The organism is Mesorhizobium muleiense (assembly GCF_900099905.1).
In the GTDB taxonomy this organism is placed as follows: Bacteria; Pseudomonadota; Alphaproteobacteria; order Rhizobiales; family Rhizobiaceae; genus Mesorhizobium; species Mesorhizobium muleiense.
This window is the reverse complement of record NZ_FNEE01000001.1, coordinates 225406-237409: the sequence shown is the minus strand read 5'-3', so window position 1 is coordinate 237409 and position 12004 is coordinate 225406. Positions and strand designations below refer to the sequence as shown.

Below are 12004 nucleotides of genomic sequence, written 5' to 3'. Positions count from 1 at the left end.
CGGAGGCGCCAGATGGATCAGCGGGTCAAGAAGAAGGCGACGATCTATGACCTGTCCGTGCTGTCGGGCAGTTCGCCGTCGACCGTGAGTGCCGTCCTGAACGGCACTTGGCGCAAGCGCCGCATCAAGGAAAGTACGGCGCAAACAATTCTCGGCCTCGCCGAACTCCACCAATACACCACCAATCTGCAAGCGCGAGGCCTGCGACGCTCGCGATCAGGCCTGGTCGGCCTGATGCTGCCCGTGCACGACAATCGCTACTTCTCCTCCATGGCGCAGACGTTTGAGGGGCATGTGCGCAGCCGCGGCCAATGCCCGGTCGTGGTTAGTGCCAGCCGCGACCCCGAAGAGGAACGGCGGACCGCGGAGACGCTGATCTCCTATTCAATCGACCAGCTCTTCATCGTCGGCGCCACCGATCCCGATGGCGTGCACGAGGTCTGCGAACTGGCGGGGCTGAGGCATATCAACATCGACCTGCCGGGAACGAAGGCGCATTCGGTGATCAGCGACAATTATCAGGGCGCGCGGATGCTGACGGAAGCAATCATCCGCCGCTTCGGCAACGACGATCCTCTGCGGCCGGACGAGCTGTTTCTGTTTGGCGGCCGCAACGACCACGCCAGCCGCGAACGCATCGCCGCTTTCCATGCGACCAAGAAGGCGCTGCTGGGCGCCGACCCTGACGATGGTGTGCAGTCCTCCGGCTATTCGCCTGATATAACTTTGCGTGCCTTCGAGGCGTTTTACCAATGCCGTGGCAAGCTGCCGCGCGCGCTGTTCATCAATTCGTCGATCAATATGGAAGGTCTGCTGCGTTTCATGGCCGGCCGGCCGGCGGAAATGTTCAGCGAACTCGTCGTCGGTTGCTACGACTATGACCCCTTCGGCTCCTTCCTGCCCTTCCCCGTAATCATGGTGCGGCAGAATGTTGAGGCGATGATCACGAAGGCATTCGAGCTGATCGATGAACCGCCGACGGCACCGCACACCTTCCTGATCGCGCCAGAGTTGATCCAGCCCAGGTCTGCATTGAAAGGGCCGCTGGATACGCTGAAGGATATAGCCTGAGGGTGACCCGGCGCTATAGGGCGACACGGCCTTGAGGTTTTCAATGGTTCATCGTGCCGACCCTCACGGGAGTGTCGCCGTCCTCAGCGCGAGCCAACTGGGTGGGTGCGTAGGCGCCTGTAAGAAGGTCTACAGCACCAAACGTTAGAAGCGATAACGGATGCCAAGAGCGTTCGCATTGGAACCCTCTGTCATATCTCCAAACGTGCCATCGGCGCCGGATCTATGGTGGAGTTGGTAGACGAGTTCGACGTTGGGAGCCTGCCTCACTCTGAACGAAAGCTCCGCGCCGACGAAGCCGAGGAATGACGCATCGCCATCGTGGCGGATTTCGCGTTCGCGCTCGATCTCAGTAGGGCCGGTAACGGCACTGAATCCAGCTGTCAGTGCGGGCGCAATCGCCAAATCACCAATGACCAGGCCGTGGTGGCGCAGTCGCGCTCCGGCCCAAAGTTCGCCAGTCGTATCGTCGTCCTGGCCAAATCTTATGGCCGCGCCGGCGACGCCACCAAGAACGAAGCCAGCGCCGATATCGACGAAATCGCGACCGTATGCAGCTCCGACTATATAGTTGTCGGTGTAGTCGGCACCGAAAACATTGATCGCGTCGCCGAAGGCCCCGCGCGTAAAGACGCCACCAAAGACAAAGACATCGTTCTTGGTCGGCAAACCGTCTGCGAAAGGGTCCTGGGTCGCAAAATAGATAAAGGGAGAATTGTCATCGGCGAGTCCAGAACTGACTGAAATGCCCAAGATCACCGCAGCCAGGGCCACTTGCAGTCCACGCATAGACAAGCTCCGAATCAATCCATTTCCATGGTTGGCAATTGCAATGGGGAAAAACAAGGTACGAACTGTTTTATCGCCAAAATACTGGATGCGGGTGGCTCGAACCATTCTTCAGGCTTTGCCGGGCGCGCGCAGGTGACCTTCGCCACAGGCCGTAACGGCGCAGTCTTCGGCCGCCGGCCTAACAGTAATGGCATCTGCCTATACCAATTCACGTGCGTTGCTGCGTTCGACTGCCCCGATCATCTGCTGAAGTTCCAAAGAAACCACGATTGAAGACCGTAGATCTCGGAACTTTTTCGCGCCGGCGCGGGTTGTCGATGGAGATGCATCGAACGCATGGGACGCCGGTGAAATGGCCATTCTTTCGGGAAAACCGGGAAGCTGTTGGGTGGCGGCAGCCACCGCTACGAACTATTCTCCGCTCGAGGGCTCGGTCCATGCCGATGCCGTTGTCGTGGGCGCCGGGGTTGTCGGGCTCACAACGGCGCTTCGCCTTTGCGAGGCCGGTCGGTCGGTGATCGTCATCGAAGGCCTGCGGACAGGCGGCCAGGTGACCGGCCGCTCGACGGCCAAGATCACGACGCAGCACGCGCTGATCTATCGCCATCTCATCGACACGTTCGGGCGGGACCTGGCGCAGACCTATGCCGATGCGAATTCCGCCGGCGCCGTGCAGATCCGGGATTGGGTTCACGACTATGCCATCGCCTGCGATCTCGAGAACAAGGATGCCTATACCTACAGCTGCGATGCAAGCCGGCGCGCGGAGATCGTGGCGGAGGCAGAAGCCGCGCGCCAGATTGGGCTGGACGCCGATGTCCTGGAGCGCGCGCCGCTGCCTTTCGAAACGGCCGCCGCCCTGCGTTTTTCCGACCAGGCGCAGTTCAATCCGGCGATGTATCTGGTTGGCCTGGCTCAAGCGGTGACGGCCCGTGGCGGACGGATTTTCGAAAACAGCCGCGCGATCTCTATTGGCGAGGCAAGCCGCTGGCGCGTCGTTACCGACAGCGGCACCGTTCACGCCGAGCATGTGGTCGTCGCCACCAATATGACAGTGAAGAGCCCCGTCGGCATGGCGAACCGGACCCAGCCGCGCTGCCACACTGCCATGGCGTTTCGGATCGATCACCCTCTTGCTGTCGACGGCATGTTCATCGGCATCGACGATCCGACGCATTCCATCCGCACCGGCCGCGACGCCGAAGGCCCGCTGCTTGTCGCACTCGGCCCCAAGTTCGACACGGGCCAGGATGGCGATGTGGCGAAACGGTTTGTCGAGCTGGAACAATGGGCAAGAATGAGCCTTCCCGTTGGGGACGTTGCGTGGCGCTGGTGCAATGAGGACTATGATACCGCAGACAGGGTTCCGTATGCCGGCGAACCCGATCCGGACAAAGCCTCCGGTTTTCATATCGCCACGGGATTCAACGCCTGGGGCATCACCAACGGAACGGCCGCAGGCATGATGATCGCGGATCTGATCTGCGCGCGGCCGAGCCCATTGCAAAAGCTCTATGATCCGGCGCGGCCTTATCCCGAGGACTTTCACCAGAATGGCCGCAGCCAATCGATTGTCTCAAGCCTCGACGACATCGTGCCCGGCATGGGCGGTGTGATCGTCAGGGGCGACGAAAAGATCGCGGCGTGGCGAGACGCTGAAGGGGTGCTCCACCCGGTTTCGGCGACATGCACCCACAAGGGCTGCACCGTGACCTGGAACAATGCGGACAACACCTGGGATTGTCCCTGCCATGGCTCGGTTTTCGCGGCCGACGGCTCGGTCATCCACGGCCCGGCTCGAAAGCCGCTTGATCCGGCTGCGCTGTAAACGGCGGCCACCGGCACGGGCCGGTGTTACCGTGCGTAGGTTCCGACCAACTCGGTCTGCTCCAGCGCATGCTTCCGGGCTTCCTTCCAGACGAGCTGCACGCCCGCCTGTCCCGGCACACTGAGGCTCGGCACGTCGAGCGCGGCCAGCCGGAAATGATAATGATGGACGCCATGTCCCACCGGTGGCTGCGGGCCATCGTAATAGGCATTGCCGAAATCGTTGGTGCCTTGCCTGAGTGCCGACGGGCCTGGCTTGCCGTCTTGCGCCTCGGCAAGCTCGCCGGCATCGGGCGGGATATTGAACACCGCCCAATGCCCGAAAACCCCGCTCGGCGCGTCGGGATCCTGCACGACGAGAACAAGGCTCTTGGTACCGTGGGGAATACCGGACCATTTTAGCGGTGGTGAGACGTTCTGGCCGTCGCGGGTATGCCTTTCAGGGATTTTCCCGCCCGCCGGGAACGCAGGACTGATAAGGGTGAGTGGCATTTCCATCTCCCCAAGAAACGAGACCAACTGTATCTGGCGCTATTTCACGCCGCTTGCTGAGCTGCCGCGACGCGCCTGATTTCTGCCGGCAAGGATTCCCAAACCTTGATCATCTGCCCCTCTCCCACGTGGTGAGCGAGCACCTTGGATACGACCCTGAATGCATCCTTGGAATCGACCGGTCGGGTGAATTCCAACTCCGCCTTGATTTTGGCCAGGAACTCGTCGAGCGACCGCAACTTCTCGGGAGTCGTGGAGGGCTGATATTGGTCGTAATAGGCGCCGCGCACGAGGATCGGCAGCTGCGAGCCGAGGTGGGCGGCAAGATCCGGCTGCATGCGGTCTCGCAAGGCGTGGAGCACCGCTCCAAGCACATGCCATGCGACCTGCCGATCCGGTCCGATCTCGGTCATGATCTCGTCGAGCCAGATGTTTGTTGTCTGCAGCGTCTTGTCGAATACGTCGAGTCCGGTGGCGCTCATCGGAAGCCTCCTTTCAACAGGTTGAATGACTCTTGGACGAAACGGCCTTGGTCGGCTGTTGTTCCCGTCCCTAAAGGCCGCCTCTCGCGAAAGCGTGTGATCTATTCGGCCAAGTTTACGCTAACGCGTTTCCATCGAGAGTTGGCCCGTCAAGATTTGGCCGTGGCCACGGCAACGAAAAGAGATTGCCCTTGCCTGCTGATGCGGAACAACATCGGCTTGTTCAGCTGGCGGGATTTCGCCCACTCCTCTTGGATGTCCGACGGCTGTGTCACATCCCGGTTGTTGGCCGAGACGATCACATCGCCAGGCTGAACGCCGTTTTCGGCGGCGAGGCTGTTTGGAGCCACTTCCTGGACGAACACGCCTGTAGTATCCGGCCGGAGTCCGAGCTGCTGGCGCGCCTCATCCGGAATTGGGCTGAGCGACAATCCAAGACGCGCGTCGGCCGTTTCCGACTTTGGAACGGCGCTGGTCTGTTGCTCCTCATCGTTGCGCTGTCCAATGGTCAGAGCTATTTCCTGTTGGCTGCCTCCGCGGTTCCGTGTCAGCGTCGTTTTTGTTCCCGGCTTTTGGCTCGCAGCCGCGAGCGTCAGATCATGGACGCTCTGGATGTCCTTGCCGTTAAAGCGTGTGATCACGTCTCCCGCCTGTATGCCTGCCTGCTCTGCCGGACTGCCGGGTTCGACCGAGGCGACCAGCGCTCCCTTGCTGCCGGGTATTCCAAGCGCCTCGGCAATCGACGGCGTGACCTCCTGGAGACGCACCCCGATGAAACCGCGCTCGATCCGGCCAGTGCGGATCAACTGGTCGACAACGTTGCGGGCGGTTCGGGATGGCACCGCAAAGCCAATCCCGATGCTGCCACCTGTGGGAGATACGATGGCCGTATTGACGCCGATCACTTCGCCGCGCGCATTGAACAGGGGGCCGCCTGAATTGCCGCGATTGATCGAGGCGTCGGTCTGGAGAAAGTCGTCGTAAGGACCGGCATTGATGTCGCGCGAACGGGCCGAAAGCACGCCGACGGTAACGGTCCCGCCGAGCCCGAACGGACTGCCGATAGCGATCGTCCATGCGCCGGGTTGTACTGCATCGGAGTCACCCCAGGCGGTCGCTGTCATATTGGGCCGTGGCTCGATCTTCAGCACCGCGAGGTCGGTTGCCGGATCGCGACCGACGAGTTGCGCAGGCAACGTCTGCTTGTCGGAGAACACGACATGAATTTCGCTTGCCTCGGCAACGACATGGCTGTTGGTGACGATGTACCCCTCGGAGCTGATCACAAAGCCGGAACCAAGGGCCTCTCGCACCTGCGGTTGCGCCGGTCCGAGGCCGGGACTGCCGAAAGGGCTAAGAAAGTCGCCCAGCGTCGCCTGGTCCTGGATGATCTGTTTGGTCGTTATTGCGACCACGGCCGGAATTTTCTCGCGCACGATCGCCGTGAAGTCGTTCGGGATTTCCTGAGCTGCGAGCGGAGCAAAGCCGCCGGCCGAGAGCATCAGAGTTCCGGCAATCAGGCCGGCGCAAAGTCTTTTGTTCAATACCGGTAACATGGCCTGCGACTCCTCCAGCGTTCAGTGATCAAGCATGCGACCGCTCCAGCATGAGCCAGCGGTTCACCAGCGGATTACGACAACCCTGTCGTTCCCGTTGGCGAGTTCGACAGCTTCGGTGCCGTCCGGTTTCCGGCTTTCGATCCGGGCACCTTCTACTGTTTCTATGCCGGCAATGTTGGCCGCAAAGGCCTCGTCAATCTCGGCGGCACAGACGAGGGTATCCGGGGGCAGATCCTTCACTTGGTCCATCAACTCGCGAAGCTTCATGGCGAACCTCCTTGGCACAGGCCCGGATTCTTTCAGCCGCACATTCCAACCATGTGCCTCCAGAAAAGTTCCCAGACGCGATTGCGGGCATGTCACAGGGACGAGATTCCGCCAACGATGCATCGGTGGTGGCATGGATCAGGGGCGCGGGCCGTGTTCACATGAATCGAGAGCTTCCTGCCTCCGACAAGGGACCTGGCCATGAGCCTTCGTCCGGCCGCCCTGAATGCAAGGCGTCGGCTCGATCAACACTGCGGCACCGGCGATGCCACCAGCCTTTTGCCGGCCAGCCGCTAACGAGAACGATCAAGACTTGTCGTCACCGTTCTTGGCTGGCCTCAATGCACAAACCTTGCCCTCAGCCAGGCCAGAAGTCTGTTCCCGGTAATCGTCCGGCGGACTCTGGCGGCAGCCCATCGCGCTTGCATCGTAGCACCAACGTGACAGTGACAGACGATGTTGTGCAACTGCCAGTCACTTAGCTCGAAGAAGCGCTTTGCCTCACCGTAGGTATCATCTTTCAGACCCATGGCGCGCAGCACCGGATCCTCATAGGCAACGGTGATCGGCGACCCCGCGCCACGCGCTACGTCACGAGCTTCAGGACTGAGATATTCGGTGCCTGAAAGGGCTCCGAGGCAACGCCGTGGATTTTGTTCGAGAAGCTCTGCCCAACGCTCGATCCGCTGCGCCCGAGTCATGACCGGGTATGTCGCCGAGGGCTCAACTTTCGCAACTGTCTGCAGTTGGTCGAGTGTTTGGTGTTTCATGGTCGGCTCCTTTCAACAGGTGGAAGTGCCCACGCCCTAACAGAAGATTATTGCGCTGCGACGCGCCGACAAGGCCGGAATTGGCAATGTCAGGAGTTTGCCCCTCGCCCGGTTCGTATCAGGAACCTTCCCGGGGGCCTGCTTGTTTTGGCTAGTGAAAGGAGACGGTCATGAGCACAAAACCACCACCCGTTCCGACAGAGAACCAAAGCCCAAAGGGTCCGGGCGACAAGAAGTCGGTTCCTGTCGACCAGACGCAGCACAGCCATTCCGCCCCAAATCCCGACAAACAGGGCCAGCAGGGCAACACGAAGGTCAATACGACCCATCAAGGCCATCAGCAGGACCGTTAGGTGATTTCATGTCCACGTCGAAGAAGACCCGCGCCAGTATTCGCCATGGCGGTCCTGGCGCATCGCACGAAAACGCCAAGGAGCCGCTGGTGATAGAAAAGCCGCCAGCCGATTCCGATCTGCGCAGCCGCAGCAAGATCTCAGGTGGCGGAGGCGAACGCGACAGCCACCATACTCATGACCCCGAAAAGAAGGGCGGCGGCACCCGGCCGGCAAACAAAGGGCGGTAGAGTGGCTGTGGCCTACTTTGGCCTACCGCCGCAACTTCCGACTGCGTCAGGCATTTTTGCTGTGATCGCCGTTCCTCCAGGCGGTCCGAGGCTGAGAAAGTTTGTCCCCCCGCGGGCTCCCGGCCGGCGGGTTGTCTCGTCAGCCTACCGGCTTTTCCCGCGAGACGAGCGACAGCGTTGCTACTTCCGGTGGAACAGGAAGCCCCCTCTGGGAGTTCATACCGTCATCAACAGGCGCATGGACGTGCCCTTGTACGGCGCGGCAGCGCACGAATGGGAGAACCACCATGAGCCTCGGAACCATACTCATCATCATTTTGATCCTTATCTTGCTTGGCGGGTTCAGCGGTTTGGGTGGTGGACCGTTTTACGGCACCGGCTATTATGGTGGCGGTGGCCTCGGTCTCGTGCTGCTGATCGTTATTATCCTGGTCCTTCTCGGGCGCATTTAGTACACGATTAGGCGGACAATTTTGCGATGATCCTGTGTCGGCCTGATGCCTTGCCCAGGAATGTCGCCGCGACTGCGGGCAAAAGGGACCGCACGTGATTGTCCGGACGGAACCGAAACCGCTCAAGGGCATTATAGCCGCTCAGAAATCCACGAGAATGGCGCCATAAGTGAACTTCGTTGAACAAGCCGATGTCGGCCTCGGAGTTCCGGGCATTCCCACTGCCGATCTGATGCAGGCACTGCCGGTCGCCATCTACACCGTCGACGGGCAGGGACACATCACCTTCTTCAACGAAGCCGCAGCTGAGCTCTGGGGCCATCGTCCTGTTATCGGTCGGGACCTATGGTGCGGCTCGTGGAAGCTTCGTCATCTGGACGGTCGGGATATGGCGCATGGCGAGTGTCCGATGGCGGTGGCGCTGCGCGAAGGGCGGGATGTCTCCTGGGACCAGGCGATTGCGGAGCGGCCGGATGGCGAACTGGTCCCATTCGGGGCTCACCCACGCCTGCTTCGCGACGAAGCGGGCAATGTAGTCGGTGCCATCAACACGCTGCTCGACCTGCGCACGCAGACGCTGGGCGATGAAGCCCGCATGCGTCTTGCCGCCATTGTCGAGTCGTCGATGGACGCCATCGTCTCGAAGGACATGAATGGCATCATTACCAGCTGGAACGATGCTGCAGAACGCCTGTTCGGCTACACGCCTGCCGAGGCGATCGGCCGGCCAGTGACGATGCTCATTCCGCCTGACCGTCTCGACGAGGAAGTCTCGATCATCAGCCGCATCCGCGCCGGCGAACGCGTCCCCTCCTATGAGACGATGCGCCTGCGCAAGGAAGGCACGCTCGTTTCGGTCTCGCTCACCGTCTCACCGATCCGCGACGGGATCGGGCGGGTCGTCGGCGCCTCCAAGATCGCGCGCGACATCAGTTCCCACAAGGAGAACGAACGGCGCATCCGACTGCTCATGCGCGAGGTCAACCATCGGGTGAAGAACCAGTATTCGGTCATCATCTCGATGATCCGCGAGACAAGCAAGCTGACGAGCACACCTGAGGCTTTCCTCGGGCAAGTTCGAGAGCGCATCATGGCGCTTTCGGAATCCCATGATCTCCTGGTCAATGCCGAATGGCGCGGCGCGACGGTCGGCGAGCTCATCCAGGCACAGCTCAAGGCCTTCGCAGCGCAGTCCCGCGTGTCGATGGCCGGGCCACTGGTGGTACTGCAGCCGAACGCCGTCCAGTATCTCGGCATAGCCTTTCACGAACTCGCCACCAATTCGGCAAAACATGGAGCGCTGTCGTGCAACGGCGGACGCGTCGAGATCGATTGGCACGTGGTCCCTGCGGGCGACGGCGCTGAGACCTTTCGACTGGTCTGGCGTGAGTTGGACGGGCCAATCCTGGACGCTGTCAGGGGGCGCGGTTTCGGACTGGTCGTGCTCGAGCGAGTGGCGCCGCAGGCTCTCAGCGGCAGCGGGCGACTGGAGTTCCACGCCCGAGGCATCACCTGGACGCTCGAGGCGCCGCTGCATTTCGTCCAGACATCACTGGCCGAAATCGCGGCCGATTGAAGGAATTTCGTCGCGCTTGTGACGTGAAGCTGAGCCCTTCCCCGCGACCGACTGTGTTCGGCCAGACCTATTGCGTTTGGTCCGGCGGGCGAAAATAAGGCGAAACAGCCCTGTCCTCCAGAACATCGACGTCGCCTCTTCCAGGCAGGGCATCGCAGCCAAGCGAGTGCCGATCGACGTTACCTGGTTCAAACACGGTCAGGTTGTCGAATTCCATGGCCGCCCCGTAGAACTGGGCAGCTTGCAACACCAAGCATTCGACGTCTTCAAGCGCAACGTTTTCTGCGAGGTTTCGCAGCCGCACAGCCTCGGCCACCGCAGTGACATTGACTATCCCCTTGCACCGGGCGGCGGTCCAAACTTGCAGGTTAACGTCGTGACACAAATGGGCCGAATAAACGTCTCTCATGGAAAACCCTTCCTTTCAGGAGCGGTTTGTCCCTCAAGATCAGCATGTGCCATAGCAGCTCGAATGGCAAGCGTAATCCATCAAATAACACACAAAATCAATAAGTTAGCATACCGCTCAGGCTACACGATCGACGCTTGACGGTAACTGTGAGCCTTTCACGCCGATGGCCAATGAGCCGGTCTTGACGGCTGGCGAGGCTTTTCCTACTTCTTAGACAAATACTAACTTTGAGCGGCTGGAGGGCAGAAATGGCCGAGCTGGAAAGACCCGAACGACTGCAGATCATGCTAACGTCGGAGGAATTGGCTGCTTTGGAAAACTGGCGCTTCGAAAGGCGCATGCCAAGCCGGTCTGCGGCCGTGAGGGAGTTGCTGCGGCGCGGTCTCCACGCGGACGGATTTTTGACAGCGGCACAAGGTGCCAAGTCGCAGGATTTTGGAATTCTGCCCAGTTCCGGCATTGTCGATGGAGCGTCCCGCGACCAGGGCGGCAGCAAGCTGTAAGGCTGCCCTCGCGGCGCTGGAGATGTTTCGGCGCCGGAGCCTTGCCCATTCTGTGGAACTTCAGGCAATCGTCGCGCGTTCGGTGAGGCATGTTGTGGACCGGAACAAGGCCGATTGCAGCATCACACAGGCCAGCAAGGATCGAGGCAGTGAGCTTCCTTTACCGCGCGGCAAAAATCGCCGAACAAGCTCATGCGGGGCAGACGGACAAGACCGGACGGCCCTATATCGAGCATTGCCGCCGGGTCGTTGATGCCGTCGAAACGCTCGACCAGAAGGCCGTTGCCTACCTCCACGACGTTGTTGAGAAAAGCGACGATTGGGATCGCGAGCGGCTCGAGGCGGCAGGTTTCGGAACATCCATCGTATCGGCCGTCGATGCGATGACACGCAGGCCGGACGAGGACGACCTCGCTTTCGTGCGCAGAGCAGCAGCCAACCCATTGGCGCTGCCGGTCAAGCGCGCCGATCTTGCCGACAATTTATGGCAGGCACAGCAGATTGGCGCGTCGACATCGAAATATGAAGACGGACTGCGGATCCTCGACGAAGAATTCTCCTGATGACGAAAGGATTGTCGCCTGTGGCGTGATCGGCCGATGTGCGATGCGAGGCTCTATTCGGGGATGTGAGGCGTATGTCGCTTGTCCTCGGCAGGATCGGCATCGATCCGGGCCTTGCTGGGATCGAAGGCGCCGTGGCGGGCGATGGCCAATGCCGGCGTGTCGGGCGTCTCGTAGGCCCACATGAAGTCGTCGGCCGCTCCGCCGACCGCGTGGACCCGCCAGTAACCGGCCGTGCCCTTCAGCGGGGAGTGGGTTGTGGTGTTGGTCTTCTCCAGAAGGTCGAAATAGATATCCTCGAACGGGATATAGAAGACCGGATCTTGCCCCTCTTCATGGAGCACTTTTGCCCGCTCTGTCGAGGCAATGATCGCGTCGGAGAACCTGACCGTCACGGTTCCATTGAACGGGGTAATCGTCAGCGCGCCGGGACGGCTGGTGGAATTTACGGCTAAGGGCTGCATTCGACTTCTCCGTTGGCTGCCGATCTCCTGGAACGTCGTATCGCCCATCAGGGTTCCAGCCGCGAGACGCTCATTGGAGCGGCGACATCGGGGAGCCGGCGACATCGGGTGGTTAAAGACAACCGCAAGATGCCCGCGACGCGGGCGCTCCCAGCCTTCCGGCTCCAGGTGAAAAACCTCCCGCGAGGCAT

Annotated in this window: 16 protein-coding genes; 8 read left to right on the top strand and 8 right to left on the bottom strand. The window is 60.8% G+C overall.

The genetic code is table 11. The features are described 5' to 3' along the window. Window positions 1-12 precede the first annotated feature (12 nt). Window positions 13-1071, top strand: coding sequence for a LacI family DNA-binding transcriptional regulator (locus BLT09_RS01065; protein WP_091590075.1), 1059 nt, complete (start codon window positions 13-15; stop codon window positions 1069-1071). Between the two features lie 144 nt (window positions 1072-1215). Here BLT09_RS01065 and BLT09_RS01060 read toward each other — a convergent pair whose 3' ends face one another. After that, window positions 1216-1968, bottom strand: a complete 753-nt coding sequence (locus BLT09_RS01060; protein ID WP_139172467.1) for a hypothetical protein — start codon at window positions 1966-1968, stop codon at window positions 1216-1218. Between the two features lie 247 nt (window positions 1969-2215). On the opposite strand from BLT09_RS01060, the gene BLT09_RS01055 reads away from it, so the two are divergent. Continuing rightward, window positions 2216-3691: an FAD-dependent oxidoreductase gene (locus BLT09_RS01055; protein ID WP_091590071.1), complete on the top strand. Its 1476-nt coding sequence runs from the start codon at window positions 2216-2218 to the stop codon at window positions 3689-3691. A gap of 26 nt (window positions 3692-3717) precedes the next feature. On the opposite strand, the gene BLT09_RS01050 is transcribed toward BLT09_RS01055, so the two are convergent. The 5 genes from BLT09_RS01050 to BLT09_RS01030 form a co-directional block, all read right to left on the bottom strand. Next, window positions 3718-4182: a YbhB/YbcL family Raf kinase inhibitor-like protein gene (locus BLT09_RS01050; protein WP_091590789.1), complete on the bottom strand. Its 465-nt coding sequence runs from the start codon at window positions 4180-4182 to the stop codon at window positions 3718-3720. Window positions 4183-4226: 44 nt separating this feature from the next. Next, the gene (locus BLT09_RS01045) at window positions 4227-4664 is read right to left on the bottom strand and encodes a DUF2267 domain-containing protein (protein ID WP_091590070.1); all 438 of its coding nucleotides are present in this window, start codon (window positions 4662-4664) and stop codon (window positions 4227-4229) included. A 149-nt stretch (window positions 4665-4813) separates the two neighbouring features. Next, complete coding sequence (locus tag BLT09_RS01040; protein WP_091590068.1) at window positions 4814-6220, bottom strand: Do family serine endopeptidase; 1407 nt, start codon at window positions 6218-6220, stop codon at window positions 4814-4816. 63 nt (window positions 6221-6283) lie between these two features. After that, window positions 6284-6490 (bottom strand): hypothetical protein, encoded by a 207-nt coding sequence (locus BLT09_RS01035; RefSeq protein ID WP_023799550.1) that lies wholly within the window; start codon window positions 6488-6490, stop codon window positions 6284-6286. Window positions 6491-6828: 338 nt separating this feature from the next. Beyond that, window positions 6829-7260, bottom strand: coding sequence for a hypothetical protein (locus tag BLT09_RS01030; RefSeq protein ID WP_091590066.1), 432 nt, complete (start codon window positions 7258-7260; stop codon window positions 6829-6831). Between the two features lie 170 nt (window positions 7261-7430). On the opposite strand from BLT09_RS01030, the gene BLT09_RS01025 reads away from it, so the two are divergent. The 4 genes from BLT09_RS01025 to BLT09_RS01010 all read left to right on the top strand — a co-directional run bounded on the left by BLT09_RS01025 (window position 7431) and on the right by BLT09_RS01010 (window position 9871). Continuing rightward, window positions 7431-7613 carry a hypothetical protein gene (locus BLT09_RS01025; RefSeq protein ID WP_091590065.1) on the top strand — a complete coding sequence of 61 codons (183 nt, stop codon included), beginning with the start codon at window positions 7431-7433 and terminating at the stop codon, window positions 7611-7613. A gap of 8 nt (window positions 7614-7621) precedes the next feature. Beyond that, window positions 7622-7843, top strand: coding sequence for a hypothetical protein (locus BLT09_RS01020; RefSeq protein WP_023799552.1), 222 nt, complete (start codon window positions 7622-7624; stop codon window positions 7841-7843). A gap of 287 nt (window positions 7844-8130) precedes the next feature. Beyond that, window positions 8131-8295, top strand: a complete 165-nt coding sequence (locus BLT09_RS01015; RefSeq protein ID WP_023799553.1) for a DUF3309 family protein — start codon at window positions 8131-8133, stop codon at window positions 8293-8295. A 169-nt stretch (window positions 8296-8464) separates the two neighbouring features. Further along, window positions 8465-9871 (top strand): PAS domain S-box protein, encoded by a 1407-nt coding sequence (locus BLT09_RS01010; RefSeq protein ID WP_236473101.1) that lies wholly within the window; start codon window positions 8465-8467, stop codon window positions 9869-9871. 67 nt (window positions 9872-9938) lie between these two features. On the opposite strand, the gene BLT09_RS01005 is transcribed toward BLT09_RS01010, so the two are convergent. After that, window positions 9939-10280, bottom strand: coding sequence for a hypothetical protein (locus BLT09_RS01005; RefSeq protein WP_091590063.1), 342 nt, complete (start codon window positions 10278-10280; stop codon window positions 9939-9941). Window positions 10281-10531: 251 nt separating this feature from the next. Here BLT09_RS01005 and BLT09_RS01000 point away from each other — a divergent pair, with 251 nt between their 5' ends. Together BLT09_RS01000 and BLT09_RS00995 are read left to right on the top strand one after the other, a co-directional pair. Continuing rightward, a complete protein-coding gene (locus BLT09_RS01000) occupies window positions 10532-10786 on the top strand; it encodes a hypothetical protein (RefSeq protein ID WP_023799556.1) in 255 nt (84 codons plus the stop codon). Between the two features lie 149 nt (window positions 10787-10935). Further along, window positions 10936-11349 (top strand): HD domain-containing protein, encoded by a 414-nt coding sequence (locus tag BLT09_RS00995; protein ID WP_091590062.1) that lies wholly within the window; start codon window positions 10936-10938, stop codon window positions 11347-11349. A gap of 53 nt (window positions 11350-11402) precedes the next feature. Here the strand turns inward: BLT09_RS00995 and BLT09_RS00990 are convergent, their stop codons facing one another. Further along, a complete protein-coding gene (locus BLT09_RS00990) occupies window positions 11403-11813 on the bottom strand; it encodes a DUF427 domain-containing protein (protein WP_091590060.1) in 411 nt (136 codons plus the stop codon). Window positions 11814-12004: the final 191 nt, after the last annotated feature.